Raw genomic sequence first — 26,786 nt, 5'->3', positions numbered from 1 at the left:
CCCCATATGATAAAAACCGGGAGAGAGGCACTCTCTCCCTGTCAGCTGGACCTTAAGCACCTATGACCACACACCAGGAAGATGAAATACTGGAACGACTGAACGAGCAGGATGGCCCCCGCGGCTTCTTTCTCGAAGTCGTGACCATCCTGGAAGAGGCGGTCGACTCCCTGATGCGGCGCGCGTTCCGTCAGGAGGAGTATGCCGTCAAATACGCCATCGAACCCCTGCTCAACCAGAGCGGCCCCCTCGGCCAGCTGGAGGTGCGCCTCAAGCTCATCTTCGCCCTCGGTCTCATCTCCCTCGAGCGCTATCAGGATCTGGAAGCCTACCTGAAGATCCGCGATTTTCTGGTGCGCGATCCCAAGGATTACCGCTTCAGCGACAAGCCGATCCGCGATCTGCTGGCTCGTCTGCACGGTCTCAACCAGGGCAGCATGATGCCGCAGGATCCCCCGGCCAACGAGGAAGACTGGCCCTTCTACCAGATGCAGCTCAACCGGCTCGATCAGGTGGTGCGCTCCGCACTGGTGCTGGCGGTGGCCGACTGCGTCGCCGAGCTTCACAAAGAGAGCCCCATCTAGGCGAGCTCCCCCGGCAAGGCCCCTCCGGTAAAGCAGGGAGGCGCCGCCCCGCCGCCGCGAGCGGGTGTCAATTTGCCCTCCTTCCCCGCTACACTACTCCCAACCCCCTCACCTGCCCGAGGTTGGCATGATCGCACTCTCCCTGGCGGGGATCGCCCTGATCTCCCTGTTGGCGCAATGGCTGGCCTGGTTCCTGCGGGTGCCCGCCATCCTGTTTCTGCTACTGAGTGGCCTGCTGCTCGGCCCGATGACGGGTCTGCTCGATCCGGATCAGTTGCTGGGGGAGCTGTTGTTCCCGCTGGTGTCCCTGTCGGTGGCCATCATCTTGTTCGAAGGGGCCCTGACCCTGCATCTGGCCGAACTCAAGGGAATAGGCAAGGTGGTGCGCAACCTCTGCTCGGTGGGCATGCTGGCCAGTTTCGCCGTCATCGGCAGCGCCAGCTACTTTCTGCTGGGGCTGGACTGGCGGGTCGCCATGGTGCTCGGTGCCGTGCTGGTGGTGACGGGGCCGACCGTGGTCGCCCCCATGCTCAACGTGATCCGCCCCACCCGGGAGGTGGACCGCATACTGCGCTGGGAAGGGATAGTCATAGACCCCATCGGTGCCCTGTTTGCGGTGCTGGTGTTCGAGGCGGTGCGCCTCGGCAGCCAGGGGGATCTCATCGGCCACACCCTGCTGGCACTGGCAAAAACGGTGGGGGTCGGCTCCTTCATCGGGGTGGCCGCCGGCTGGCTTACCACACTGCTGATCCGCAAGGACTGGCTGCCGGTCAGCCTGCACAAGTTCGGGGTGCTGGCGCTGGTGCTGGTCACCTTCAGCCTCTCCAACTGGCTCAGCCACGAATCCGGCCTGTTGGCGATCACAGTGTTCGGCATCTGGCTTGCCAATCAGGAGGGGCTGGACCTGGAAGAGGTGCTGGCCTTCAAGGAGGATCTCGCCGTCATCCTTATCTCCTCCCTGTTCATCCTGCTGGCGGCCCGCCTCGACCTGGCCCAGCTCTGGCAGCTCGGTCCCATGGTGCTGGCGCTGCTGTGCGTGGTGCAGTTCGTGGCGCGCCCGCTCTGCATCCTGGTCTCGACTTGGGGCTCGGATCTCTCCTGGCGAGCCCGCGCCCTGCTCAGCTGGATAGCACCGCGGGGCATAGTGGCGGCGGCGGTCAGCGCCTCCTTCGCCATCAGCCTGCATCAGGCTGATATTCCCGATGCGGACAAGCTGGTGCCCCTGGTGTTCGCGGTGATCATCTCCACAGTGGTGCTGCAAAGCCTCACCTCGGCGCCACTGGCGGGCCTGCTCAAGATGCGCCAGAGCGCCCCCAACACCTGGCTCATCATAGGGGCCAACTCGGTGGCGCGGGCCATAGGCCGGGCGCTGGCGGAGCAGGGGGTGCCGGTGCAGCTCTGCGACCCGGCCTGGGAATTTTGCAGGCAGGCGCGCATGAGCAATCTGCCCTGTTACTTCGGCAATCCGCAGTCCGAACATGCCGAGCTGCACCTGCCGCTCACCAGCATCAGTACAGTGCTGGCGCTCTCCCCCAACCGCCACAACAACGCCCTCGGCGTGCTGCACTTCGCCCATCTGTACGGGGAGGAGAAGGTCTACTCCCTGCGATCCAGCGAGCAGCACGGCAAGGCGAACCGGGAGAGCGCCACCTTCCGCGCCCGCCAGAACCTGTTCGGACCCGAGGTCAACTATGCCCGCCTGAGCGGCCTGCTGAGCCGGGGCGGCCAGATCAAGGCGACCCGGCTGAGCGACGCCTTTGACTGGGCCCAGTACCAGGAGGCCAATCCGGGTGCCATCCCCTTGTTCGTGCTGGATGCCAGGGCGAAGCCCCATGTCGTCACCGGCCCTATCCAGCCGCAGGCAGGCGAGCTGCTGATCGCCCTGCAGCCACCCAGGGAGCCGCCGGCGCCCTGAGACTCTCTGCCGCCTAAGCGACAATAGGCCCAGTACTCAGCTCCTCCGGGGGCGTGCCGCCCTGGCTGGCGGCGACTAGACTTGAGGGTGGTGCCATGAGTCATAGGAGGATGTCATGACGGTCAGCGAATTGCGCACACTGAATCAGCAGCGCCGCTTCAAGGAGGCGGAGATCCTGCACGACATCGCCTTTCCGGGCTGGCTCGTGGAGTTTCGTGGCCAGGATGGCCGCCTGTACGAGATGACGGACACCCTGGGTTGCCCGGTGAGATTCGCCTCGGAGGAGGATGCTCGCGAACACATCCATCGGGTGGCGGACTGCCCAATCCAGGTCGAGCATCTCTACCGCTTCTACGAGCGCTGAGAAGTTATTACGATAGAAAAAAGGCTCCGGGAGGAGCCTTTTGTTATTCCGGCTGCAACGGCTCGGCTTCCTTGCTCTCCAGTCGTCTGACCGGCTTTTGCAGGATCAGGTTGGCCGGGTAGGTCACCAGATCGCCGTTGTCATCCCGCACCCGCAGGTAGAACAGGCCGATCTCGGTGATGACACCGGTGACGGAATCATCCTTGTCGAGGATGCGGATCCTGTCGCCAATCTTGTAGGGGAAGGCGAAGAAGATGGTGATGCTGGCGGTGATGTTGGAGAGGATCGACCACTGCGCCACCATGGCGACGCCGAGCACGGCAAAGAAGGAAGAGGCGAGTACCACCAGCCGGGAGAAGTCGAGCCCCCACACCCCCGCCAGGATCAGCAGGGTGGCGCAGCCGAGCAGGAAGTGGAACACATGCTCCACGTAGAGCACCCGGTTCTCGCTCACCTGCCGGCTCTGAGCCAGCGCCATCAGACTCTTGTGAATGAGACCGCGGATGAGGGTGTGGCCCAGCAACAGCAGCAGGGTCACACCAAAAGATTCCCATGTCGTCATCTGTGCTCCTTACCACCAGCGCCGATGTTTGAGCCAGACCGCCAGTACGGTCGCCAATGTCAGCAGGGAGCCGCTGAAGACCCAGAAGGCAAGCGGACTCTCCGCCCCCGGAATGCCCCCCAGGTTGATGCCAAACAGGCCGGTCAGGAAGGTCGCAGGCAGGAACAGCAACGCCATCACCGACATCTGGTAGGCGCGTCTATTGGTCGCCTCCGCCATCAGGTTGTTGATCTCGTCCGCCAGCACGGCGGTACGGGCGACCCCGGCATCCAGATCGTCCAGCCAGCGCCGCAAGCGATCGGCGATGTCGAGCAGACGGCGGCGGTCATCCTCGTCCAGCCAGCTGATCTTCTCGTTGGCGAGCCGCGCCACCAGATCCCGCTGGGGGGAGAGATAGCGGCGGATCATGATGAGCTGCTTGCGGATCAGCGCCAACCGGCCATTGGCGGGCAAGTCGCGGGTCAGCACCCTCTCCTCCAGTTCCAGGATCTGATCGTGCAGCTCCTCAACGAACTCCCCCGCCCGCTCGGTCAGGGCATCACAGATCTCCACCAGCCAGTCGGCGGGAGAGTCCGCGCCCCCTCCCAGTTTCAACTGCTCGAAGACGTCCGTCTCCGACAGCAGGGGGCGACGGCGACTGCTGAGGATAAGATCCGGCGTGATGTAGATGCGCAGCGCCACCATCTCCTCGGGGCGGTGCTCCTGGTTGTGGTTGATGCCACGCAGGATCAGCAGCACCGCCTCTCCCATCCGCACCAGCTTGGGGCGGTTGCTCTGGCCGAGCAGGGATTCACGCACGGCGTCATTGAACAGAGGTGTGTGCAGCAACCAGCGAGCCGACTCCGGATTGCCATAATCCAGGTGCAGCCAGCTGGGTTGCGGCCCCGGGATCTCGCTGCCTGGCTCCAGCGGCTGCATGCCCCCCTTGCCATCTAGGGTCAGGCCATAAATCACGTCACTGGGCACCCGATCCATCTGCACGTCCTTCTCGTTCATGTTCATCGACCCAGCTTACACGAAAGCCGGGGCCGACTCAGCCCCGGGGCAGCCGCCCTGCGTCAGCCGTGCTAAGATGCGGCCCTCGCTTCAGACACAGGAAACCATGCCATGCCCATCTGGGTTGATGCCGATGCCTGTCCCCTCCCGGTCAAGGAGATCCTCTACCGCGCCGCCCACCGTGCCCAGGTTGTCACCACCCTGGTCGCCAATCAGGGGCTGCGGGTGCCGCCCTCCCCCTTCATCAAGACCCAGCAGGTGGAGCAGGGGTTCGATGTGGCGGATCACGTGATCGCCCAGCAGGTCAGGCCCGGCGATCTGGTCATTACCGGCGATATCCCGCTGGCCTCCTGGGTGATCGATGCCGGCGGCGAGGCACTCAATCCCCGGGGCGAGATCTACACCCGCGAGACCATACAGGCGCGGCTCGGCATGCGTAACTTCATGGAGGAGCTGCGCTCAGCCGGGGTCCAGACCGGCGGCCCGGCCCCCTTCAACGCGGCCGACAAGCAACGCTTCGCCAATGCGCTGGACAAGTGGTTGCTCAGAGGCAAGCTGGCATAGCCAGATAAAGAGAGACAGCGTTCAAGCCCCATGGGCTGACTGCTGGCACTGAGCCGCCTGACCGACATAGCTTCCGGCAAGCCGTAGCATCTCGACTTGCCTTCCAGGCTCACCGCTGTGGGCCGCTCAGGCTCACACAGTAATGCCCCCTTCCTCGCTGGCACAAGATACGCCTCACTCGGTTCCCTTTTCTTGCTCCCATCGTCACAGATGAGACCGATGCTCGATATAACTTTTTATATCAATTCGGCCTATTCCTCATAATTTTAATTATATCAATGGTGGTTGAAATACCGAGCCACCTAACCTAGACATATTAACAAACTACAAATTAATAATCTTGTTAGTAGCATTTTGCGCAAACCCACAATATGTCCACAACAACACAATGGAAATAATTAAAATATATTCCTGCCGAATAAAATAAGGGACTTAACGTCATAATTTCAACAAGTTACTGCACTTGAGTGCTTATCGAGAACAGAGAACACCATCTCTGCAAGATTCGTCGCCCCTAAAAACAAGGGGAATCTCGTCTCAGATTAAGCACAGAGTTCAAAGGGGAATATCCATGAGCAAACCAATGAATGTATTTCTCTCACTGTTTCTTACCCTCTTCTTATTCAGTTGTGGTGGAGGAGGGGGAGGAGGAAATGAGTCCCCCGATCCAGGCGCCAAGACGCTGACCAAGATCGATATCTCTGCCGACACCGCAGGCACCAAGACCAGGGCCGAAGCCAATCCCAGCACCCCGCTTGGCATCAGCACCCAATATTCGGCTATTGCAACCTATAGCGATAACACCACGGAAGACATCACGGCTCTGGCCACTTGGAGCAGTGCCGACACCAGCATTGCCACCATCGATGAGAAAGGCCTGGCCAAACCACTCAAAATCAGCAAGACCGAGATAACGGCCAGCTATCAGGGGGTCACCAGCAATGCGTCCACGCTGACCATCACTGATGCCATTGCTACCAAGATCAGCGTCATTCCCCCCACCACCAAGGTGGCCAAGGGGTTGTCGCTGCAATTGCAAGCCATCGCCACCCTATCCGATGACAGCACCAAAGATGTGTCGACCCAAGCCAACTGGCAGAGCAGCAACCCGGCCGTGCTGGAAGTCGATACACAAGGTAAGATTACTGCTCGCGATATCGGCGATGCTACCGTCAGCGCCACCCTGCAAGGTGTCACCGGTCAGACTAGCGTCTCTGCAGTGAATCTGGCGATCAGCCAGATCCAGATCACTCCAGCCACGGTCACCCTGGCTATCGGCACCAAGACGAAGCTGACGGCCCTCGCTACTCTTGCTGACCAAAGCGTTCAGGATGTCTCCTCTCAGGTAGGCTGGTTGAGCAGTAACCCCGCCGTCGCAACCATTGATGGTACGGGTCAGGTCACCGGTGTCGCTGCAGGCACTGTCACCCTCTCCGCAAGCCTGCTCGGTGTAACTGCCACTACCAGCGTCACGGTCAACAACACCAGCGCCAGCACTCTGCAAGTCATTCCTGCAGCAAGCTCCATTGCTTTGGGCACCAAGACCCAGTTGCAGGCCATCGCTACCTTCCAGGACGGCTCCACTCAAGATGTTTCGGAACAGGTGCAGTGGAGCAGCAGTGACACCACATTGGCAGATATCAATAGTGTGGGACTGGTCACGAGCAAAGGCATTGGCCAGGTAACACTCTCCGCCACGCTGGGAGCCATCAGTCGCAGTGCAACACTGACTGTCACCAACGCCATTACCACCTCCATCCAGATTACCCCCGCAGCCAAATCACTGCCCAAAGGGACCAAGCAGCAATTCCAGGCAATAGCGACCTTCAGCGACAACTCATCGCAGGATCTCACCAGTCAGGTCGACTGGGATAGTTCGGACATCAACGTAGCCACCATCGACCTGAATGGTGAGGCGACCGCCTTCAATGAAGGGAATACCATCATTTCGGCCAAGTTCCAGAACGTGACCAGCAACGCTTCTACGCTGGAGGTGACCGGTGCCACCCTCAATGCCGGTGGGCTCACCATCACGGTACCGCCCATGACGCTGTCAGCCGGCCTGACCGGTCAGCTTGCCGCCAACGGCAGCTACAGCGATGGCAGCAGTGTGAATGTGACCACCTCCGTCAGCTGGACCAGCAGTGACCCCGCTGTCGCCACCGTCGATGCATCCGGTCTGGTCACTGGCGTCGCCCCCGGCACCGCCACCATCACCGGCACCCTGGACGGCCAGAGCGCAACGCTCTCTGTCACCGTCACCAACGCCACCCTCAATGTCGGTGGACTCACCATCACGGTGCCGCCACTGACGCTGGCCGTTGGCCTGACGGGTCAGCTTGCCGCCAGCGGAACCTACAGCGATGGCACGAGCGCGGATGTCACCGCCAATGTCCAATGGGACACCAGTGATCCAGCCATCGCAACCGTTAGCCTGACCGGCCTGGTCACCGCTGTCGCCCCCGGCACCGCCACCATCACCGGCATCCTGGATGGCCAGAGTGCAACGCTCTCCGTCACCGTCACCAACGCCACTATCAATGCAGGTGGGCTCACCATCACGGTGCCGCCCATGACGCTGGCAGCCGGTCAGACCGGTCAGCTTGCCGCCAACGGCAACTACAGTGATGGCAGCAGTGTGGATGTGACCGCCTCCGTCACCTGGGTCAGCAGTGATCCGGCTGTCGCCACCGTCGATGCATCCGGTCTGGTCACTGGCGTCGCCCCCGGCACCGCCACCATCACTGGTACCCTGGGCGGCCAGAGTGCGACCCTGTTAGTCACTGTCAGCAATGCGGTGCTCATTGCAGGTGGGTTGACCATAGCCACACCGCCTCTGACCCTGGCCGCAGGCCTGACAGGTCAACTGGTTGCCAATGGTAGTTATAGCGATGGCAGCAACGTGAATGTGACCACCTCCGTCAGCTGGGCCAGCAGCAACCCTGCCGTTGCGTCCGTTGGCCTCCACACCGGTCTGGTCACTGCTGTCGCGCCGGGAATCACCACCATCACGGGCACCCTGAATGGAGAAACTGCAACCCTGCTGGTGACTGTCACCAACGCAGCCATCAATCCCGGTGGGCTCACCATCACAGTGCCACCTTTGACCCTGGCTGCCGGCCTGACCGGCCAGCTCGTCGCCAATGGTAGCTACAGCGATGGCAGCAACCTGGATGTCACCGCCAATGTCAGTTGGACCAGCAGCGCCCCTACCGTTGCGACCGTTGGCCTCAACACCGGCCTGGTCACTGCTGTCGTACCGGGAACGGCCACCATTACAGGAACTCTTGGCGGGCAAACTGCGACCCTGCAGGTGACTGTCACCAACGCCATCCTTAACCCATTTGGACTCAGCATCACGGTGCCCCCATTGACCCTGGCCGCCGGTCTGACCGGTCAGCTTGCCGCCAATGGCAGCTACAGTGACGGCAGCAACATCAACGTCACCAACAGTGTCAGCTGGAGCAGCGGCACCCCCGCTGTTGCGACCGTCAGCTCGACCGGCCTGGTCACAGCGGTTACGCCGGGTGTTGCTGTGATTACCGGTACTCTGAACGGGCAAAATGCGACCCTGTTGATCACCGTGACCAGTGCCGCCCTCAATCCGGGTGGACTCAACATCACGGTACCGCCCTTAACGTTGGCTGCAGGGCTGACGGGTCAACTGACCGCCCAGGGTAGCTACAGCGATGGCAGCACCGTAGATGTCACCGCCAATGTCAGCTGGACCAGCAGTGCCCCAGCCATTGCGAGTGTTGGCCTCAATTCCGGCCTGGTCACTGCGCTGCAACCGGGAACTGCCACCATCACAGGGACTCTGAATGGAGAGAGCGCCACGTTGGGAGTGACGGTATCCAATGCGGTGGTCGTCAGCGTGGCTATCGCTCCCATTAGCCCGCTGGCGGCGGGCACATCGACACAGCTCAAGGTCACGGCGACGCTGAGCGACACAACCACTCAGGATGTCTCCGCTCAGGCCAATTGGCTGAGCAGCAACCCCGGCGTATTCAGCGTCACGTCGACGGGCCTGGCGACTGGGGTCACCGTCGGCAGTGCGAACGTCAGTGTCAACGTACAGGGTGTCACAGCCTCCCTGCCGGTCACCGTCAGCAATGCGGTGCTGAGCAGCTTGGTAATCAGCTCCACCAGCAGTATTAACTTGCTGAACACGGTAAGGACTATCACCTTCACGGCGATAGGCCACTACTCGGACGGCAGCACACAGAATGTGACCAGCAGTGCGACTTGGCGCATGAATGGCGGTCTGTTGGCCTTGGGGCTGGGCAATACCTATGTGTTGGTTATTCCCCTCGGCAGTACCAACTTCCAAGCCGAGCTCAATGGGGTATCCAGCAACATATTGACTTTCCCTGGCCTGATACCTTAACCATCAACCACAACAAAAAAGGGTCCCTAGGGACCCTTTTTTACGCATATCGACCTGCATTCATGCAGAGGCAAATGCCCTGACAGCTCTCATTAACCCCCAAAATAGCCAACCAGCATGGTTCAACGATCTCGCGCATAAGATGAGCTCATGGCAGATCACTGCACCGTCTGTACCTCGGCCGGACCAGGTGCGTTGAGTTCATCATCGGTCCAGTACTTGTAACCCTGCAGGGTCGCCTGCAACACCAGACCGCTTTGGGTCAGCTGATAGATGGTCACCTTCTTGGTCCCCGTGCTGGCGGTTTTATTGAGCAATTCGCTGCCCTTGTCACCGGAGCGTGCCGCCGCATCGGCCTGCGCCCCCGCCTCCCAGCCCACCTCGATGAAGTGCTTCAACGCATCGGCGTCGTTGAACAGGATCAGCGCCCTGAAGTCCTTGATGCCAAGACCCAGCCCCACCCCGGCATTGGCCATGCTCATGTAGACATCCTGACCGGTCCCATTGTCCCGCACCACACCAAAGCCGCTGCCTGCGCTGACAAAGACCAGGCTGTTATTGACGCTGGAGAAGACCGCATAACCCTTGGCCTGTTGCACCTCATCACGGATGCTCGCCTTCTCCTGGTAGAGCTCGCTCAGCACCTGCTCGCGCATCTCCTGCACATAGCCCCGCTTCTGCTCCGGTGTGTCCCCCTTGGCGGCACAGCCAGCCAGCAGCATTGCCATTCCCCATATCAACCATCTCATCCTGTTCTCCCGGTCCTGGTTCATTTTCATTCAATCAGTTCAGAGCAGGATAAAATAGAAAAGTTCCGGGCCAGGAAAAAATAAACCCCTGACTGGGCAGGGGTTTATCAGTACAAATGCGGTAAGGCTTAGATCATCACACCGGCGATCACCGCGGAGAGCAGGCTCACCAGGGTAGAGCCGTACACCAGCTTCAGGCCGAAGCGGGAGACCATGTTGCCCTTCTCCTCGTTCAGCGCCTTCACCGCACCGGCGATGATGCCGATGGAGCTGAAGTTGGCGAACGACACCATGAAAATGGAGAGGATACCGATGGTACGCGGGGACAGATCGGCGGCGATCTTGCCCAGATCCATCATGGCCACGAACTCGTTGGTCACCAGCTTGGTCGCCATGATGGAGCCGGCTTGCAGCGCCTCACCACTGGGGATACCCAGGATCCAGGCGATCGGATAGAAGATGTAGCCCATGACGTACTGGAAGTTGACGCCAAACGCCATCTCGAACAGGTAGTTGACCAGGGCGATCAGGGCGATGAAACCGACCAGCATGGCGGCCACGATCACGGCCACGGAGAAACCGGCCATGATGTATTCGCCCAGCATCTCGAAGAAGTTCTCTTTCTTCGGGGTATGGTGCTCGTCACCCTCGGCTATGGCCTTCAGATCGGTGACCGAGTTGTCCGGCTCGTACGGGTTGATCAGCGACAGCACTATGAAGGTGCTGAACATGTTGAGCACCAGCGCGGCCACCACGTAACGCGGCTCGATCAGCTGCATGTAGGCACCGACGATGGACATGGAGACGGTGGACATGGCCGTCGCCGCCAGGGTGTACATCTGCTTCTCGTTCAGGTGCGGCAGGGTGTTCTTGAGCGCGATGAAGTTCTCGGACTGGCCGACGATCATGGAGCTGATGGCGTTGAAGGATTCCAGCTTGCCCATGCCGTTGATCTTGGCCAGCACGGTGCCGATGCCACGGATGATGATGGGCAGCAGACGGATGTACTGCAAGATACCGATCAGCACCGAGATGAAGACGATGGGCATCAACACCATCAGGAAGAAGGAGAAGGCTCCCTCGTTGACCAGGCCACCGAACACGAAGTCGGTACCCTGCTTGGCAAACTCCATCAGCTTGGTGAAGCCGGCGGCGAAGCCACCCACCACGGCCAGGCCCACTTCGGAGTTCAGCATGAACCAGGCCAGCGCCAGTTCCACCACCAACAGCTGGCCGATATAGCGCAGCTTGATCTGTTTCCAGTTGTGGCGGTTAGCCAGCAACGCGAGCACGAGGACCATCACCAGTCCGAGCACAAAGTGAACGTATTCCATACCAGTAGCACCTGAGTGAATTGTAATTTTTGACCGGCGCCATCATAGAGATTTGCATATTTAAAAATCAGATAGCCATCACAATCTGCGGTAAAAATATGCACCCAGGATAATACAAACGTTTTTAAATTAATTAATCATGAAATAAGAGTCCCATCACCTCTTATGATAAAAATATCAAATAAAAAACAATGAGTTATATTTCAACTTCTTCGCATGGCGTTCTATTTCCTCATTATTTCCCGCAGACCCGTCTGGCTGTCAGCCCATTAAAAACCGGCTCGGCATCGCAATATTTAATCAAATCAGATGGAAAACGTTTATCTCGTTTACGCATAATTAGTCAATAGCCATCGAGGTCGTTACGCCGGGGCGGATCGACTCCCAACCTCCCTGTCACGGGATCCCCGCCTGGCCGACGCCTTCGGCTCCGGCGTTCAAAAATCCGCCACAATCCATCCCACGCGGCGGCACTCTCTGGTACAATGCGCGCCCTTGCGCCACGCGCAGCCCGTTTTCCCGATATAGAGTCCTCTTGTGAACAACAGCGAATTTAGCAGCCTCAACCTCTCCCCCGCCCTGCTGGAGAACCTCGCCAGCCTGGGTTATCTGCAGATGACCCCGATCCAGGCTCAGAGCCTGCCCCTGGTGCTCGACGGTAAAGACCTGATCGCCAAGGCAAAAACCGGCAGTGGCAAGACCGCCGCCTTCGCCCTCGGCCTGCTCTCCCGGCTCAACGTCAACCGCGTCGACGTGCAGGCCCTGGTGCTCTGCCCGACTCGCGAGCTGGCGGATCAGGTCGCCCAGGAGATCCGTCGTCTGGCCCGCGCCCTGCCGAACGTCAAGCTGGTGACCCTGTGTGGCGGCACCCCGACCGCGCCTCAGTCCGCCACCCTGGGCTTCGGTGCCCACATCGCCGTCGGCACCCCTGGCCGCATTCTCAAGCATCTGGAGCAGGGCACCCTGGAGCTGTCCAGCCTGGAGACCCTGGTGCTGGACGAAGCGGATCGCATGCTGGACATGGGCTTTGGCGAAGACATCAATAAAGTCATCAGCTATGCGCCCGAGCGCCGCCAGACCCTGCTGTTCTCCGCCACCTACCCGGAGGGGATCGCCCAGATGAGCCGCGGCGTGCAGCGCAATCCGGTCGAGGTGAGCGTGGAGTCCCTGCACGAGGGCAGCGCCATCGAGCAGAAGCTGTATGAAGTGCCCGCCGGTCAGCGCCTCGACGCCCTGACCTGGCTGCTGAGCCACCATCAGCCGAGCTCCTGCGTGGTGTTCTGCAACACCAAGCGCGCCTGCAACGACGTGGCCGAGCATCTGGCCGCCAAGGGCTTCTCGGCGCTGGCGCTGAACGGCGATCTCGAGCAGCGCGAGCGGGACCAGGTGCTGGTACGCTTCGCCAACGGCAGCGCCACCATACTGGTCGCCACCGACGTGGCCGCCCGTGGGCTGGACATCAAGGAGCTGGGCGCCGTCATCAACTACGAGCTGACCTACGACCCCGAGGTGCACGTGCACCGCATTGGCCGTACCGGTCGTGCCGGCCAGCAGGGCCTGGCCCTGAGCCTCTATCAGCCGAACGAGGCCCAGCGCGTCAACCTGATCGAGGAGTACCAGCAGGCTCCCATCCCGCAAGGGGATCTGGCCGGGATCGGCCGCGAGATCAAGCCGATCGCGCCGCAGATGGTGACCCTCTCCATCGATGCGGGCCGCAAGACCAAGGTGCGGGCCGGTGACATCCTCGGCGCCCTGACCGGCGAAGGTGGCATCGCCGGTGCCGACGTCGGCAAGATCCAGATCTCGGAGCAGCACTCCTACGTGGCGGTCAAACGTCAGGTGGCGAGCGCCGCCCTCAAGCGGCTGCAGGAAGGCAAGATCAAGGGCCGCACCTATCGCGCCCGCAAGCTGGGCTAAGTTCCACCCAGCTATCAGGAAACAGGCGCTGTTGACGGCGCCTGTTTCCCCTGCCAACCCAGTCACACACCATGAGATGAGCCATGTCCCAAGCCAACCCGCCCGAAGTCAGCTGCCAGAATTGCGAAGCCTGCTGTTGCCGCCTAGAGGTGATGCTGTTCACCGATACCGGCGTACCGGATCGCTATGTGGACGAGATAGAAGGACAGGTGCCCGTGATGCACCGGCTGGAAGATGGCTGGTGTGCGGCGCTGGATCGCAACACCATGATGTGCCGCATCTATGAAGTCCGCCCCCTCATCTGCCGGGAGTTCGAGATGGGTGAGCCCGACTGTATCGACGAACGGGACAAGTGGTTTATCAACCTGAGCTAAGCACTGGATCACCCCCTCAATGATGTGCCGCCTCTATGAAGTGCGCCCTTCATCTGCCGGGAGTTCGAGATGGGTGAGCCCGACTGCGTCGACGAGCGGGACAAGTGGTTTATCAACCTGAGCTAAGAGCTGGATCGCCCTCTCTATGATGTGCCACACCCATGACGTTCCCTCCCCTCTTTACCGCCGCAGTCATCCCCGTTTTACCCGTCAGAACCAGCATCCCCATCGGTGCTGATCCACAATGCTCATCGGCTCCACCGGGTGACTATCGTCTTCTTTCCGGCCTGTTTACCCTCTGTCAGGCCTCCTGCTCGCAGGCATTCTCCGTCTATGAACGAGCCACCTTTGTTTTATTGCAGTTAACAAAACGTTGCTGCTATCATCCGCGCCACCCAAAGGTTCCACCAGCCGTAACGTTTGCCACCGCCGCAAGGATCAGAGATGAAAAACCACGACGCGAATCATTACCAGCGGATCTGGCGCTGGCACTTCTATGCCGGCCTGTTCGTCGCCCCCTTTCTGATCCTGCTCTCCCTCACCGGCATGGTGTATCTGTTCAAGCCCCAGCTCGACAACCTGCTCTATCCCGAACTGATGAAGGTGCAGCCCGCCGCCCACGCCCAGAGTGCCAATCCACTGCAGGCCAAGGCCCTAAGCGCGGATGCGCTGTGGACCAAGGCGCGGACCGCCATGCCGGACGCCAGCCTGAGCAAATACCTGCCCCCTGCTGCCCCGGATCTGAGCGCCCAGTTTGTCGTCAAACGCCAGGGTAGCGAGCTGACCCTGTTTATGGATCCCGCCAGCGGCGCCCTGCTCGGCACCATGGACAACCAGTGGAATCTGCAGGCGGTGGCCCGTGCCCTGCATGCGGAACTGCTGCTTGGCACCACCGGGGATCGGCTGATCGAGCTGGCGGCCGGCTGGGGCATAGTGCTGCTCGTCAGCGGCCTCTACCTGTGGTGGCCGCGCAAGGGGCCCGGCGTCGGCGGCATTCTCTGGCCCAGAATGAATCAGCGTGGGCGGCTCTGGTGGCGCGACCTGCACGCCGTGGTCGGCTTCTGGGGCGCCGGCTTCCTGCTGCTGTTGTTGCTGAGCGGCATGACCTGGACCGGCTTCTGGGGGGATCAGTTCGCCAACGTCTGGAATCGCTTCCCGGCCGCCATGTGGAACGAGGTGCCCAAGTCGGCCCCGCTGGCCCGCAGCCTCAACCAGCCCCATGACCAGACGGTGCCCTGGGCGATGGAGAGCACCCCCATGCCGAGCTCGGTCGCGCCCGACCAGATGGCTGCCATGGCGATGCCAGAGACGGCCCCACCCGCTGCGCAACCGGCGTCTGAGGGCCACGATCACAGTGCCATGAACCAGGGCGGCGAGCATGACGGCATGGTCATGGCGCAGGATCGCATCGGCCTGCAACAAGTGGTCGAGATCGCCAGAGAGCGCAAGGTTACCCCGGGTTACAGCATCACGCCGCCGGCCGGCAAGAGTGGCGTCTACACCATAGCCCTGTTCGCCGACGATCCGCGCAACGACGCCACCCTGCACATCGATCAGTACAGCGGCAAGGTGCTGGCCGACGTGCGCTGGCAGGATTACGGCCCGGTCGCCAAGGTGGTGGAGACAGGCGTCATGCTGCACACCGGCAAGCTCTACGGCTGGCCCCATCAACTCGCCATGCTGATCATCTGCCTGCTGGTGCTGCTGAGCGCGGTGAGCGGGCTCTGGATCTGGTGGAGCCGCCGCCCACAGGGTCGCCTCGCCGCACCGCCCCTGCCGGCCGTGCTGCCGCCCATGCGCGGTGCGCTGGCCGTGCTGGTGCTGCTCGGGATCTGCTTCCCGCTGGTGGGGGCCTCCATGGTCACCATCTGGCTGCTGGACAGCCTGCTCTTCTCCCGCCGCGCGGCCGGACTGGCGCAAGCCAACTAAAGCCACTCGCGGGCTATGGCCACAAACAACAAGGGCTCCTCATCAGGAGCCCTTGTTGCCTCATCCCCGTCCCTATTTCATCCCCTCCACCAGCGCGGTGATCTTCCGGGCCTTCTCGAAGTGATCGAGCCTGTGGGTCTGGATCCACCAGCTGGCGGCCTCCATCAGCAAGGCGGGATCATCGTTCTTGTTGGCAAAAAATGCATAGAAGGAGACGCCGACCGCCTCTCCCTTCTGCGCGATTTTCTGGTGGCAGACCTGGATGATCTTCTCTCTCAGAGATTCACGCATCTGTCGCTTTTCCTCCGGCCTGCGTCCGGGTAAAGCCCTCCCGCAGCGCCTCGACGGGCAGGTAGCGGCCTATGATCACCAGCCGCGACCGAGGTGGCTCCTCTCCCCAGGGGGAGCCGTAATCGAAGCCCACCACCCTGTGCACCCCTTGCACTATCAGCCGGCGCGGCTCGCCGGCGATGGCCAGCACCCCCTTGTAGCGCAGCATGTCGTTGCCATGTTGCTCGACGCACTGCTCCATAAAGGCGCCGATCCGCTTCAGATCCAGCTCCCCCTCCTCGAACAGTTGAGCCGAAATGGCGTCGTGCCAGGAGCGGGGCTGGGCCGAGAGCGGGTGAAACGCCTCGAAGCCCTGCCGACCGGCACGCACTATGTTGAGGCCGGGGCTGAGGCTCAGCTCATCGCTGAGGGCGAAGGCATCCAGATCCAGCCAGAGTTCGGCCGGGCACTCCCCCTGCACTATGTCGATGATCTGCGCCTTGGGGTTGATCCCGTGGACTCGCGCGATGGCCGCCTCCCGCATCGCCCCGTCCACCCGATCGGTCTTGGTGAGCAGGATGCGGTCGGCAAAGCCGAGCTGGGCCGCCGCCACCGGATGCTCGTCCAGCTGGCGGGCGATGTGCTCACAATCGGCCAGGGTGATGACCGCATCCAGGCGCAGCGCATCCCTCAATGCCTCTTCCACGAAGAAGGTCTGGATGATGGGGGCCGGATCGGCGAGCCCCGTGGTCTCGACGATCAACCGCTCGAACCGCAACTCCCCCGCCGCCCGCCGGGCCAGCAGGCCGGTCAGCGCCGCCCGGAATTCGCCGCGCACGCTGCAGCAGACGCAGCCGTTGCTGAGCTCGATCACCTGCACCGACTCCCCCCGCTGCAACAGGGCGCCGTCTATGTTGGCGGCGCCAAACTCGTTCTCGAGGATGGCCACGGAGGCGTCGGCATGGTGGCGCAGGAAATGGTTGAGCAAGGTGGTCTTGCCGGCGCCGAGAAAGCCGGTCAGCAGGGTGACCGCTACAGCCTGGGTCATGATGAAAGTCCTGTGGTGAGGGGATATATCTGGCCAGAGCCGAGAAAACCATTCAAGAAAGGGTGACCACTACCGCTTGCGTCATGATGGGCTCCGGTGATGAATGTATGAGGGGCCGTTGAGGTTTCAGCGCGACCGCGCCGCAACCTCAAACGGCTCCTAGCAGCAGCGCCCGCCATTCTTGCCGCCGTAGCGGGCATCCTGGCGTTCGCGAAAGAACTCCTCGTGGCTCATGGGGGTCTGCTCGGGGTGAGTCAGTCGCATGTGCTGCACATAGTTGTCGTAGTCGGGCACGCCGACCATCAGCCTGGCGGTCTGTCCCAGATACTTGCCCGCCTTGGCCAGGGTATCGAACATGCTACCTCCTTGATGCGTAGATGAGGGTCCGGCGCCCGCAGGCGCCGGACTCAGGCCTTAGTTATTGGGGCTGGCCGGGGCCAGATCGGCATCGTCATCCGGCTGGGGCCGGGCTGCACCCTGATGCTTCGGCATCGGCTGATAGGGGGTCTCCCTGGCGGTCGGCTGATCGCTCTGCAGCGACTGCAGCGCCGTCTTGAGGGAGAAGCCGGCGAGCACCACCACCACCACCATGAAGAAGATGGTAAGCCCCGCATCGAGGCGGTTGTTGAACACCAGCTGGGCCAGCTGTGACTCGGTGTACTGGGCCGGGATGGTGCCGCTGTCGATCATCGCCTGGAACTTGTTGGCAATGGCCAGGAAGCCCAGTTTTGGATTGTCGCTGAAGGTCTTCTCCCAGCCGGCGGCCAGGGTGCAGATCAGCAGCCAACTGGTCGGCAGCAGGGCGACCCAGGCATAGGCCTGGCGCTTCATCTTGAACAGCACCACGGCACAGAGCATCAGCGCCATGCCCGCCAGCATCTGGTTGGCGATGCCAAACAGCGGCCACAGGGTGTTGATGCCACCGAGGGGATCCACCACCCCCTGATGCAGGAAGTAACCCCAGGCCAGCACGCACAGGGCGGTGGCGAGCAGGTTGGCCGGCAGGGAGTCGGTCCGCTTCAGGGACGGCGAGATCACCCCCATCAGATCCTGCAGCATGAAGCGCGCCGCGCGGGTGCCGGCATCCACTGCGGTGAGGATGAACAGCGCCTCGAACAGGATGGCGAAGTGGTACCAGAAGGCGACGTTCATCAGGCCGCCGAGGGCGCCGTGCAGTATGTAGGCCATGCCGACCGCCAGGGTCGGGGCACCGCCGGCACGGGCGATGATGCTCTGCTCACCCACCTCGCTGGCGATGCGGGTCAGGGTATCCGGGGTGATCTGGAAGCCCCAGCCGCTCACCACGGCGGCGGCGGAGGCGACCACATCGGCGGTACCCGCCGGGGCCAGCACCGCCAGTGGGCTGTTCATGGCGAAGTAGACGCCCGGATCGATGACGCAGGCGGAGACCAGCGCCATGATGGCGACGAAGGACTCCATCAACATGCCACCGTAGCCGATGAAGCAGGCCTGGTTCTCGTTGGCCAGCATCTTGGGGGTGGTGCCGGAGGCGATCAGCGCGTGGAAGCCGGACACGGCGCCACAGGCGATGGTGATGAACAGGAAGGGGAACATGCTCCCCGCCCACACCGGGCCCGTGCCGTCGATGAACTGGGTCAGGGCCGGCATCTGCAGGGTCGGCCGCATGATCAGGATGCCGATGGCCAGGCCGATGATGGTGCCGATCTTGAGGAAGGTGGAGAGGTAGTCACGGGGCGCCAGCAGCAGCCAGACCGGCAACACAGAGGCGACGAAGCCGTAGCCCACCAGCATCCAGGTCAGTTGCACGCCGTCGAAATCGAAATAGGGTGCCCAGGTCGCGCTCTCGGCCACCCAGCCACCGGAGACGATGGCGAAGATCAGGCACACCAGCCCGATGAGCGACACCTCACCGATACGGCCAGGGCGCAGATAGCGGGTGTAGATCCCCATGAAGAGCGCCAGCGGTATGGTGAAAGCGACCGTATAGGTGCCCCAGGGGCTGTGGGTGAGCGCCTTGACCACTATCATCGCCAGCACCGCCAGGATGATCACCATGATCATGAAGGTGGCGACCAGGGCGATGACCCCGGCGACCGGACCCATCTCTGACTTGATCAGCTCGCCGAGGGAGCGACCGTCCCGGCGGGTGGAGACGAACAGCACCATGAAGTCCTGCACCGCCCCCGCCAGCACCACCCCGGCCAGCAGCCAGAGCATGCCGGGCAGGTAGCCCATCTGGGCCGCCAGCACGGGGCCGACCAGGGGGCCGGCACCGGCGATGGCGGCGAAGTGGTGGCCGAACAACACCTTCTTGTCGGTCGGCACATAGTCCAGACCGTCGTTGTGACGCACCGCCGGGGTCATGCGCGTGCTGTCGACTGCCAGCACGCGCTTGGCAATAAACAGGCCGTAGTAGCGATAGGCGATCAGATAGACGCACACCGCTGCGACCACTATCCAGAGCGCGTTGATCTGCTCGCCACGGTTGAGGGCGATATAACCGAGTGAACTGGCGCCAACCAGCGCCATCAGCACCCATCCCAGGTGTTTCCCTAACTTGTCCATAAGTGTGTTCCCGTCATTGGTTTTTACATATACAACCCTGTACGGTTACATCTCTATAGCAATCACCCCGGTGCCACAATCGGGGCTCGTCACAACTCGGCACCCGGTCGCTAGAATTTATCAATATTGCCGGCCGGATCACGGCCATGTGCCCGCTCATCCACGGAACGAGTCTGAATTGATTGAAAAAATCCGCAGGACAGACCAATAAAAAGGGCCCCGAAGGGCCCTCTCTGGCGTGGAGCTCTGCAGGAGAGCGCCAGCCCTATGGGTGCAGAGCAGCAGGCTGAACAGCGCTCAGGAGAGTGCCAGCCCGATGGAAAGCAGCAGGCTGAACAGGAAGGCGCTGATGGCGGTCTTCTTGAGGGCCCCTGTCAGCACCTCGCCGTCGAAGCTCTCGCGCAGGGTGCGGGCGGCATCGGTGAGCGGCTTCATGGCGGGCAGGAAGATCCAGGCCCAGAGGCTGGTCTGCTGGGTCAGCAGGAAGGCGATGGTGGTCAACAGGGCCGCCCCCAGCAACAGCCAGTGATAGGCGATGGCGCGATTGCGGCCGAGCCGCACCGCCAGGGTGACCTTGCCGCTGGCGGCGTCGGTCTCGATGTCCCGCACGTTGTTGATGTTGAGCACGGCGGTGGCCAGCAGGCCGCAGGCGGTGGCGGGCAGCAGCAGATCCCACTGCAGGGTATGGGTGAACAGGTAATAGGAGCCGAGCACCCCCAGCAGACCGAAGAACAGGAACACTGAGATATCGCCGAAACCCCGATAGCCGTAAGGAGTCTTGCCCACCGTGTAGGTGATGGCCGCGACGATGGCCGCCCCACCCAACCCCACGAAGGCGAGGATCTGCACCCACTCCTCACCGAAGGCACAGACCAGCAGGGCGAGCCCGCTCACCACGGCCGCCAGCGCGGTCAGCCCCATGGCCACACACATCTGTCGCCGGGTGATGAGACCCGATACCACGGCCCGCTGGGGGCCTATCCGTTCGCCGTTGTCGGCACCCGACACCGCATCGCCATAGTCGTTGGCCAGGTTCGAGAGGATCTGCAACAGGATGGCGGTCAGCAGGGAGAGGCCCATGATGGCGCCATCGAAGGCACCCCGGCTGGCCGCCAGGCCGGAGCCCAGCAAGATGGAGGAGCACGCGAGCGGTAACGTTCGCAAACGCGCCGCCAGCAACCAAACAGAGAAGGTATTTGTCATATTGTGATGGCCAAACAATCAGATATTGATCGTGTTAAGGGTTATCGAACCGGATTTCGGTATACTTGGCTCCGTGGGGGCGCTGCTCCCTCGGGCAATTTACATGGAAGAATGGGCGGATAATATATAGGAAATCATCGCCCTTTGGCATCAACCTGCGCCATCCTCCCCCCAGAGCGATTGCGATTATCCGGCTCAGACAAGACATCCATGTTGGCTCAGACCCATATCAAGCAACAACTGGACGCCCTGCGTCACAGTCATGTCAGCGGCTTCGTCCGGCTGCGCGTGGCGGTCGAAGTACAATCCTTCCTGGGCTGGCTGACGGCGCAGACCCTCTATCCCCGCATCTACTGGCAGGCCCGTGGCCCCAAGAGCCCGGAGTATGTCGCCCTCGGCCGCATCCATGAGCTGAGCCGGCCGGAGGATATTCGGCGGGTCTGTGACAACACCGGCACCGACAGCGAAGACAGCCCGCGCTATTACGGCGGCCTGGCGTTCGATCCGACCCAGCCCGGCTGGCCGGGCTTTGGCCCCTGCCGCTTCGTGCTGCCGCGCATCGAGCTGGTGCGCCGCGGCGAGTGTATCAGCCTCTGCCTGAACCTCTGGTTGCCGGCTCCGGAGCGGGCGAGCGAGTTCGACGCCGAGCTGCGGGCCGCCGAGGCCGCCCTCGATGCCCTGCAGCCGGAGGCCCCCCTGCCACCACTGCACAGGCAGGCCTGGCAGCGGGAAGATTGTCCCTCCCCCGCCCTCTGGCAAGCGCTGGTAGAACAAGTCACCGCCCCGGCGGCGCAGGCCCACACCCCCAAGGTGGTGCTGTCGCGGGAGAGTCGCCTCACGCCGCGGGATGAGTCTGATGACCGGACCGCCCTCTCCCCCTGGTCCCTGCTGGCGCAATGGGCGCAGCACGCCCAGGAGTGCTTCCACTTCGGTTTCCAGTTTTCCCCCGAGCAGAGTTTCATCTCCTGCTCCCCCGAGCGGCTCTACCGGCGGGAGGGGCGCCACCTGTTCACCGAGGCGCTGGCGGGCACCATACGCCGCTCCGGTGACGAGGCGACCGATGCCGCGCTGGCGGCCGAGCTGCTGACCGACAGCAAGAACCGGCTGGAGAACCGGCTGGTCCATGCTGACATCCTCAACCGGCTGGCGCCGCTCACCAGCCGCGCCAGCCTGACCGAGCCGCGGATCCTCAAGCTGCGGCTGCTGCAACACCTCAAGTGCGACATCGAGGCCGATCTCAGCCCCGGCGTGGGCGACTGGCAGCTGCTGGATGCCCTGCACCCGACCCCCGCCGTGGGCGGCGCCCCGCGCGAGTCGGCGCTGACCTTCATCCGCGCGTTCGAACCCTATGATCGCGGCTGGTATGCGGGGGCCTGCGGCATGCTGAGCCGGGAGACCTCGGAGTTTTCCGTCGCCATCCGCAGCGCCCTGGTCAGGGAGCAGACCATCACCCTGTTCGCCGGGGCGGGCATAGTGGCGGGCTCCGAGCCTGCCGCCGAGTGGGCCGAGCTCGACAACAAGATCGCCAACGTGCTCTCCCTGCTGGGATAGCGTCTTCTCATCGACCCCTAGCGAGCCTTCCCATGTTTGCGAGCCCCGTGTTTACCAGTAGACATGCCACCTTCAACCACGTCTGGTCTTCCCTCCTGCTGGAGGAGCTCTATCGCCTCGGCGTACGGGATCTGGCGCTGGCCTCCGGCTCCCGCTCGGCGCCGCTCACCATGGCCGCCGCCGCCCACCCCGGCTTTCGCCGCCACCTCCACTTCGACGAGCGGGGCCTGGGCTTCATGGCGCTGGGGCTGGCCAAGGGCAGCAACCGGCCGGTGGCGGTGATCATGACCTCGGGCACCGCGGTGGCGAACCTCTGGCCCGCGGTGGCCGAGGCGCAGCTGACCGGGGTGCCGCTCATCATCCTCTCGGCCGACCGGCCGCCCGAGCTCATCGACAACGGCGCCAACCAGGCCATCCAGCAGCAGGGGATCTTCGGCCACTACCCCGTCTATCAGCTCAACCTGCCGAGCCCCACCCCCAGCATCCCGGCCGCCTTCGTGCTGAGCTCGGTGGATCAGGCGCTGGCGCAGCAGGCGCATACCCCGGGGCCTGTCCACTTCAACTGCATGTACCCCGAGCCGCTCTACCCCGGCGACCACTATCTGGATTTCAGCGACTACCTGGCAACCCTCGGCGACTGGCTGCGCTCAGACAAGCCCTGGAGCCCCTGGCAGCAGGGCGAGCAAGCCTGCCCCCGCCAGCCCGACTGGGCGGCGTTGCAGGGCAAGCGCGGCGTCATCGTCGCGGGCCGCATCCAGGATCCCGTCGAGGCACTGGTGGTGGCCGGGCTGGCCGAGCGACTCGGCTGGCCGCTGCTGGCGGATCTGCAGAGCCAGATCCGCTTCGATAGCCGCAACCTTATCCACATGGATTTGGCCCTCAACGACCACGACTTCACCGCCGAGCTGGCCCGCGCCGAGGTGCTGCTGCAGTTCGGTGCCCGCCTCATCTCCAAGCGACTCGGCCAGTTCATCAAGCAGCACCCCTGGCAGGATTACTGGCTGGTGGACTCGCAACCGGCACGCCTCGACCCGGATTATCGGCTGCGCCGCCGCCTGGTCTGCGAGCCCAGCGCCTTCGCCGCCGCCCATCCGGTCAACGATCAGCAGCCCTGGCACCGCCTGGCGGAGCGTCAGCAGAGCGCGACCCAGCAGATCCGGGCGGCCTGCGATCGCTTCTCCGAGCTCGGGGTCTGCCATCGCCTCGGCAGCCTGATCCGGGGTCAGCTGTTCGTCGGCAACAGCATGCCGGCCCGGCTGATGGACATGCTCGGCGAGACCGGCAAGGGCCCGAGCCGGGTGATGACCAACCGCGGCGCCTCCGGCATCGACGGCCTGATCGCCAGCGCCTATGGCTTCGCACAATCGATCGAGCAGGGCAGCGACGAGCCCACCACCTTGCTGCTCGGCGATCTCAGCGCCCTGCACGATCTCAACAGCCTGGCCCTGCTTGGCAAGTCGAGCCGGCCGCTGGTGGTGATCCTGCTCAACAACGACGGCGGCAGCATCTTCCGCATGCTGCCGGTGCCCACCGGCGATCGGCTGCTGGAAACCTACTACTGCCTGCCCCACGGCCTGCACTTCGCCCACGCCGCCGCCATGTTCGGCCTCCAGTATCGGGCGCCGACCACCCTGGCCGAGTTCGAGCAGGCCTACGCGGAAGCCTTGGAAAAGGGTGTAACCCTGATTGAAATCAAGGTGCCGAGCGCCGAGGTGGCCGAGGATCTCAAGGCACTGGGAGCCGCCATCCGTGGTAGCTAAACCAGAGACAGCAACAGTGCGGATTGAAATCAAGGTGCTGAGTGACACCGAGGTGGCCGAGGATCTCAAGGCACTGGGAGCCGCCATCCGTGGCAGCTAAACCAGAGGCAGCAACAGTGCGGATTGAAATCAAGGTGCTGAGTAACACCGAAGTGGCCGAGGATCTCAAGGCACTGGGGGCGGCTATCCGTGGCAGCTAACATACCGCTAGTGCTGCTGCACGGCCTGCTCGGCGATGGCCGCGACTGGCAAGCGGTGATTGAGGCCCTGCCGGGGATCCCCTGCCATGCACTGGATCTGCCGGGCCACGGCAGCAACCAGGCGCTGCGGATGACCGGCTTCGAGCAGGCCCATCAGTGGCTCTGTGGTGAGCTGCAGGCGCGCGGCATAGTGCGCTATCGGCTGGCGGGCTATTCGCTGGGCGGGCGGCTCGCCCTCTATCACGCCAGCCAATCTCCCGCCGGTTTGCAGGCCCTGCTGCTGGAGAACTGCCACCCCGGCCTGCCGCAGGCAGAGCGGGCCGCCCGCATCAAACACGACGAGGGCTGGGCCGGCCGCTTCGAGCGCGAGCCCCTGGCCGAGGTGCTGGCCGACTGGTACCGACAGGGGGTGTTCGCCGATCTCGACGACGCCGCCCGTGCCCGTCAGGCCGCCCGCCGTCTCGGCAACGATGGCCAGGCCGTCGCCGCCATGCTACGGGCGACGTCGCTCGGCAGGCAGCCGGATCTCGCCCCCTGGTTGACCGACACATCGCTGCCGGTGACCTGGCTTTCCGGCAGCCGGGATCAAAAATTCCATCGGCTGGCTTGCCAGCTGGTGAAGCTGGGCTGCAATATCAACCACTTGACGCTGGATGGCGGCCATAATCTGCACGCCGACCAGCCCGAAATTTTTGCCCGACTCCTTTGGGAGTGGGTTAACCAACCAGAAGAGAAGCTCCATGATTGAAGCAATGACAGAAGCGGAACTCTATGCCGCCGTAGAGTGGCAGGATTGCTCCACCGGTTACGAGGACATCCTCTATCACAAGTCCCAAGATGGCATTGCCAAGATCACCATCAACCGTCCCCAGGTGCGCAACGCCTTCCGTCCCCGCACCGTCAAGGAGATGCTGCAGGCGCTGGCCGATGCCCGTTACGACGATCATATCGGCACCATCATCCTCACCGGCTTCGGCGAGAAGGCGTTCTGCGCCGGCGGCGACCAGAAGATCCGCGGCGACTACGGTGGCTATCGCGATGACGAGGGCACTCATCACCTCAACGTGCTCGACTTCCAGCGCGACATCCGCACCTGCCCGAAACCCGTGGTCGCCATGGTGGCCGGTTACGCGGTCGGCGGTGGTCACGTGCTGCACATGATGTGCGATCTGACCATAGCCGCCGACAACGCCCAGTTCGGTCAGACCGGCCCCAAGGTCGGCTCCTTCGACGGTGGCTGGGGTGCCTCCTACATGGCCCGCATCGTCGGCCAGAAGAAGGCCCGCGAGATCTGGTTCCTGTGCCGCATGTACGACGCCCAGCAGGCCCTCGACATGGGACTGGTCAACACCGTAGTGCCGCTGGCCGAGCTGGAGCGCGAGACGGTGCGCTGGTGCCGCGAGATGCTGCAGAACAGCCCGATGGCGCTGCGCTGCCTCAAGGCGGCGCTGAACGCCGACTGCGACGGCCAGGCCGGCTTGCAGGAGCTGGCGGGCAATGCCACCATGCTGTTCTACATGACCGAAGAGGGTCAGGAAGGGCGTAACGCGTTCAACGAGAAACGCCGTCCCGACTTCTCCAAATACAAGCGGAACCCCTGATGACACTCGCCCTCTATCGCTACCATCTGCCCTTTACCCAGCCCCTGACCTTTCACGGCAAGGTGGAGGTGGCGCGAGAGGGCCTGTTGCTGCGCATCGACGACGGCTGGGGGGAGATAGCCCCCCTGCCCGGTTTCTCCAAAGAGACCCTGGCCGAGGCCCAGACCGAGGCGCTCGGCTGCCTGACACAACTGGCAAGGGGGCAAGCCATAGCCCCCTTGCTGCCCTCGGTGCAATTTGGCTTCGACTGCGCCCGCCGCCACTGGCCGGCGCAGACGACACCCCTGCCCGACCCCTATCCCCTCATTCAGGGCTCCCCCCAGGAGCTGCTCAAGAACTGGAAGATCTGGCTGCACGAGACGCCCCTCAAGGCCAAGCTGAAGGTGGCCCGCTACCCCATGCGGGACGAGCTGGCGCTGATCCGCCTGCTGCTCGATCGGCGCCCCAACCTGAAGCTGGTGCTGGATGCCAACCAGGGCTGGACCCGCGAGGAGGCCTGGGCCTTCTGCGGTCACCTGGATCCGAACCGGATCGAATATCTGGAAGACCTGTGCGCCAGCTTCGACGACATCGCCTTCGTGGCGGCGCGCACCGGCATGCCGGTGGCGCTGGACGAGCTGCTGACCCGGGGCGAGCCCTGGCAGCCCATACCCCAGCTCAAGGCGCTGGTGCTCAAGCCCACGCTGCTCGGCGCCCTGGCCAACAGCGAGGCGCTGGTGGCCCGCGCCCGTGAGCTGAAACTCAAGGTGATCGTCTCCTCCTGTTTCGAGTCCGGCGTCGGTCTCGGTCAGCTCGCCCGCCTCGCCGGTGAGTGGGCCCCGGATCAGGCCCCTGGCCTGGATACCCGCCGCTGGCTGGCGGGGGATCTGCTGGACAAGCAGGGTCAACCCGATCTGAAGCTGCTCAAGCCCCTGTTCCACCGTGATTGAGG

Annotated in this window: 22 protein-coding genes and 1 pseudogene; 14 read left to right on the top strand and 9 right to left on the bottom strand. The window is 63.0% G+C overall.

All coding sequences use genetic code 11. The annotated features are described in order from the left end of the window. The first annotated feature begins 62 nt into the window (after window positions 1–62). The 3 genes from EL255_RS02220 (at window position 63) to EL255_RS02210 (ending at window position 2,863) form a co-directional block, all read left to right on the top strand. The gene (locus EL255_RS02220) at window positions 63–584 is read left to right on the top strand and encodes an MltR family transcriptional regulator (RefSeq protein ID WP_042651989.1); all 522 of its coding nucleotides are present in this window, start codon (window positions 63–65) and stop codon (window positions 582–584) included. A 127-nt stretch (window positions 585–711) separates the two neighbouring features. Further along, window positions 712–2,499, top strand: coding sequence for a cation:proton antiporter (locus tag EL255_RS02215; RefSeq protein ID WP_042651988.1), 1,788 nt, complete (start codon window positions 712–714; stop codon window positions 2,497–2,499). A 115-nt stretch (window positions 2,500–2,614) separates the two neighbouring features. Next, a complete protein-coding gene (locus EL255_RS02210; RefSeq protein WP_042651987.1) occupies window positions 2,615–2,863 on the top strand; it encodes a hypothetical protein in 249 nt (82 codons plus the stop codon). Between the two features lie 43 nt (window positions 2,864–2,906). Here the strand turns inward: EL255_RS02210 and EL255_RS02205 are convergent, their stop codons facing one another. Together EL255_RS02205 and zntB are read right to left on the bottom strand one after the other, a co-directional pair. Beyond that, the gene (locus EL255_RS02205) at window positions 2,907–3,425 is read right to left on the bottom strand and encodes a mechanosensitive ion channel domain-containing protein (RefSeq protein ID WP_042651986.1); all 519 of its coding nucleotides are present in this window, start codon (window positions 3,423–3,425) and stop codon (window positions 2,907–2,909) included. A 9-nt stretch (window positions 3,426–3,434) separates the two neighbouring features. After that, entirely contained in the window at window positions 3,435–4,427 is a 993-nt protein-coding gene (zntB, locus tag EL255_RS02200) for a zinc transporter ZntB (protein WP_042651985.1), read from the bottom strand. Between the two features lie 105 nt (window positions 4,428–4,532). Between zntB and EL255_RS02195 the strand changes: the two genes are divergently transcribed. After that, window positions 4,533–4,985, top strand: a complete 453-nt coding sequence (locus tag EL255_RS02195; protein ID WP_042651984.1) for a YaiI/YqxD family protein — start codon at window positions 4,533–4,535, stop codon at window positions 4,983–4,985. Window positions 4,986–5,556: 571 nt separating this feature from the next. Next, entirely contained in the window at window positions 5,557–9,372 is a 3,816-nt protein-coding gene (locus EL255_RS02190) for a beta strand repeat-containing protein (RefSeq protein ID WP_084228244.1), read from the top strand. Window positions 9,373–9,530: 158 nt separating this feature from the next. Here EL255_RS02190 and EL255_RS02185 read toward each other — a convergent pair whose 3' ends face one another. After that, window positions 9,531–10,100: a lipid-binding SYLF domain-containing protein gene (locus EL255_RS02185; RefSeq protein ID WP_232018895.1), complete on the bottom strand. Its 570-nt coding sequence runs from the start codon at window positions 10,098–10,100 to the stop codon at window positions 9,531–9,533. Between the two features lie 149 nt (window positions 10,101–10,249). Continuing rightward, entirely contained in the window at window positions 10,250–11,455 is a 1,206-nt protein-coding gene (locus EL255_RS02180; RefSeq protein WP_042651983.1) for a NupC/NupG family nucleoside CNT transporter, read from the bottom strand. A 537-nt stretch (window positions 11,456–11,992) separates the two neighbouring features. Here EL255_RS02180 and dbpA point away from each other — a divergent pair. From dbpA to EL255_RS02165, 4 genes and pseudogenes are all read left to right on the top strand, one after another. Continuing rightward, window positions 11,993–13,372: an ATP-dependent RNA helicase DbpA gene (gene dbpA / locus EL255_RS02175; protein ID WP_042651982.1), complete on the top strand. Its 1,380-nt coding sequence runs from the start codon at window positions 11,993–11,995 to the stop codon at window positions 13,370–13,372. Between the two features lie 83 nt (window positions 13,373–13,455). After that, window positions 13,456–13,746, top strand: a complete 291-nt coding sequence (locus tag EL255_RS02170; protein ID WP_042651981.1) for a YkgJ family cysteine cluster protein — start codon at window positions 13,456–13,458, stop codon at window positions 13,744–13,746. A 16-nt stretch (window positions 13,747–13,762) separates the two neighbouring features. Next, window positions 13,763–13,872, top strand: a pseudogene (locus tag EL255_RS21490) (YkgJ family cysteine cluster protein); the annotation flags it as partial. Between the two features lie 318 nt (window positions 13,873–14,190). Continuing rightward, the gene (locus EL255_RS02165) at window positions 14,191–15,675 is read left to right on the top strand and encodes a PepSY-associated TM helix domain-containing protein (RefSeq protein WP_042651980.1); all 1,485 of its coding nucleotides are present in this window, start codon (window positions 14,191–14,193) and stop codon (window positions 15,673–15,675) included. Between the two features lie 72 nt (window positions 15,676–15,747). On the opposite strand, the gene EL255_RS02160 is transcribed toward EL255_RS02165, so the two are convergent. The 5 genes from EL255_RS02160 to EL255_RS02140 form a co-directional block, all read right to left on the bottom strand. After that, entirely contained in the window at window positions 15,748–15,966 is a 219-nt protein-coding gene (locus EL255_RS02160) for a DUF6500 family protein (RefSeq protein ID WP_042651979.1), read from the bottom strand. Beyond that, window positions 15,959–16,993, bottom strand: a complete 1,035-nt coding sequence (locus tag EL255_RS02155; protein WP_042651978.1) for a CobW family GTP-binding protein — start codon at window positions 16,991–16,993, stop codon at window positions 15,959–15,961. Before EL255_RS02155 ends, EL255_RS02160 begins: the two co-directional genes overlap by 8 nt. Before the next feature lie 159 nt (window positions 16,994–17,152). Further along, window positions 17,153–17,350, bottom strand: a complete 198-nt coding sequence (locus EL255_RS02150) for a YbdD/YjiX family protein (protein ID WP_042651977.1) — start codon at window positions 17,348–17,350, stop codon at window positions 17,153–17,155. Window positions 17,351–17,407: 57 nt separating this feature from the next. Then, window positions 17,408–19,540, bottom strand: a complete 2,133-nt coding sequence (gene cstA, locus EL255_RS02145; protein WP_042651976.1) for a pyruvate/proton symporter CstA — start codon at window positions 19,538–19,540, stop codon at window positions 17,408–17,410. A 297-nt stretch (window positions 19,541–19,837) separates the two neighbouring features. Then, complete coding sequence (locus EL255_RS02140; protein WP_042651975.1) at window positions 19,838–20,743, bottom strand: 1,4-dihydroxy-2-naphthoate polyprenyltransferase; 906 nt, start codon at window positions 20,741–20,743, stop codon at window positions 19,838–19,840. 210 nt (window positions 20,744–20,953) lie between these two features. Between EL255_RS02140 and EL255_RS02135 the strand changes: the two genes are divergently transcribed. The 5 genes from EL255_RS02135 (at window position 20,954) to menC (ending at window position 26,784) form a co-directional block, all read left to right on the top strand. Next, window positions 20,954–22,294 carry an isochorismate synthase gene (locus EL255_RS02135; RefSeq protein WP_042651974.1) on the top strand — a complete coding sequence of 447 codons (1,341 nt, stop codon included), beginning with the start codon at window positions 20,954–20,956 and terminating at the stop codon, window positions 22,292–22,294. Between the two features lie 47 nt (window positions 22,295–22,341). Then, on the top strand, window positions 22,342–24,054 hold the full coding sequence (gene menD, locus EL255_RS02130; RefSeq protein WP_197720931.1) for a 2-succinyl-5-enolpyruvyl-6-hydroxy-3-cyclohexene-1-carboxylic-acid synthase: 1,713 nt from the start codon (window positions 22,342–22,344) through the stop codon (window positions 24,052–24,054). A 189-nt stretch (window positions 24,055–24,243) separates the two neighbouring features. Beyond that, a complete protein-coding gene (gene menH / locus EL255_RS02125) occupies window positions 24,244–25,002 on the top strand; it encodes a 2-succinyl-6-hydroxy-2,4-cyclohexadiene-1-carboxylate synthase (RefSeq protein ID WP_042651972.1) in 759 nt (252 codons plus the stop codon). After that, window positions 24,995–25,855, top strand: coding sequence for a 1,4-dihydroxy-2-naphthoyl-CoA synthase (gene menB / locus EL255_RS02120; protein WP_042651971.1), 861 nt, complete (start codon window positions 24,995–24,997; stop codon window positions 25,853–25,855). Before menH ends, menB begins: the two co-directional genes overlap by 8 nt. Continuing rightward, on the top strand, window positions 25,855–26,784 hold the full coding sequence (gene menC / locus EL255_RS02115; RefSeq protein WP_042651970.1) for an o-succinylbenzoate synthase: 930 nt from the start codon (window positions 25,855–25,857) through the stop codon (window positions 26,782–26,784). The genes menB and menC overlap by 1 nt, the downstream gene beginning before the upstream one ends. Window positions 26,785–26,786 lie beyond the last annotated feature (2 nt).

Source organism: Aeromonas encheleia, assembly GCF_900637545.1.
Lineage (GTDB): Bacteria > Pseudomonadota > Gammaproteobacteria > Enterobacterales > Aeromonadaceae > Aeromonas > Aeromonas encheleia.
Note: the sequence above shows the minus strand (reverse complement) of the source record. Positions and strands in the feature narration are given on the sequence as shown.

What these genes read in the sequence shown, in the direction of transcription:
- EL255_RS02160 (WP_042651979.1), bottom strand. Translation starts at nt 15,966, where the DNA reads ATGCGTGAATCTCTGAGAGAGAAGATCATCCAGGTCTGCCACCAGAAA.
- EL255_RS02170 (WP_042651981.1), top strand. Translation starts at nt 13,456, where the DNA reads ATGTCCCAAGCCAACCCGCCCGAAGTCAGCTGCCAGAATTGCGAAGCC.
- EL255_RS02180 (WP_042651983.1), bottom strand. Translation starts at nt 11,455, where the DNA reads ATGGAATACGTTCACTTTGTGCTCGGACTGGTGATGGTCCTCGTGCTC.
- EL255_RS02185 (WP_232018895.1), bottom strand. Translation starts at nt 10,100, where the DNA reads ATGGCAATGCTGCTGGCTGGCTGTGCCGCCAAGGGGGACACACCGGAG.
- EL255_RS02155 (WP_042651978.1), bottom strand. Translation starts at nt 16,993, where the DNA reads ATGACCCAGGCTGTAGCGGTCACCCTGCTGACCGGCTTTCTCGGCGCC.
- EL255_RS02140 (WP_042651975.1), bottom strand. Translation starts at nt 20,743, where the DNA reads ATGACAAATACCTTCTCTGTTTGGTTGCTGGCGGCGCGTTTGCGAACG.
- EL255_RS02165 (WP_042651980.1), top strand. Translation starts at nt 14,191, where the DNA reads ATGAAAAACCACGACGCGAATCATTACCAGCGGATCTGGCGCTGGCAC.
- EL255_RS02215 (WP_042651988.1), top strand. Translation starts at nt 712, where the DNA reads ATGATCGCACTCTCCCTGGCGGGGATCGCCCTGATCTCCCTGTTGGCG.
- menC (WP_042651970.1), top strand. Translation starts at nt 25,855, where the DNA reads ATGACACTCGCCCTCTATCGCTACCATCTGCCCTTTACCCAGCCCCTG.
- EL255_RS02195 (WP_042651984.1), top strand. Translation starts at nt 4,533, where the DNA reads ATGCCCATCTGGGTTGATGCCGATGCCTGTCCCCTCCCGGTCAAGGAG.
- menB (WP_042651971.1), top strand. Translation starts at nt 24,995, where the DNA reads ATGATTGAAGCAATGACAGAAGCGGAACTCTATGCCGCCGTAGAGTGG.
- EL255_RS02150 (WP_042651977.1), bottom strand. Translation starts at nt 17,350, where the DNA reads ATGTTCGATACCCTGGCCAAGGCGGGCAAGTATCTGGGACAGACCGCC.
- EL255_RS02190 (WP_084228244.1), top strand. Translation starts at nt 5,557, where the DNA reads ATGAGCAAACCAATGAATGTATTTCTCTCACTGTTTCTTACCCTCTTC.
- cstA (WP_042651976.1), bottom strand. Translation starts at nt 19,540, where the DNA reads ATGGACAAGTTAGGGAAACACCTGGGATGGGTGCTGATGGCGCTGGTT.
- EL255_RS02135 (WP_042651974.1), top strand. Translation starts at nt 20,954, where the DNA reads ATGTTGGCTCAGACCCATATCAAGCAACAACTGGACGCCCTGCGTCAC.
- EL255_RS02210 (WP_042651987.1), top strand. Translation starts at nt 2,615, where the DNA reads ATGACGGTCAGCGAATTGCGCACACTGAATCAGCAGCGCCGCTTCAAG.
- EL255_RS02220 (WP_042651989.1), top strand. Translation starts at nt 63, where the DNA reads ATGACCACACACCAGGAAGATGAAATACTGGAACGACTGAACGAGCAG.
- EL255_RS02205 (WP_042651986.1), bottom strand. Translation starts at nt 3,425, where the DNA reads ATGACGACATGGGAATCTTTTGGTGTGACCCTGCTGCTGTTGCTGGGC.
- zntB (WP_042651985.1), bottom strand. Translation starts at nt 4,427, where the DNA reads ATGAACATGAACGAGAAGGACGTGCAGATGGATCGGGTGCCCAGTGAC.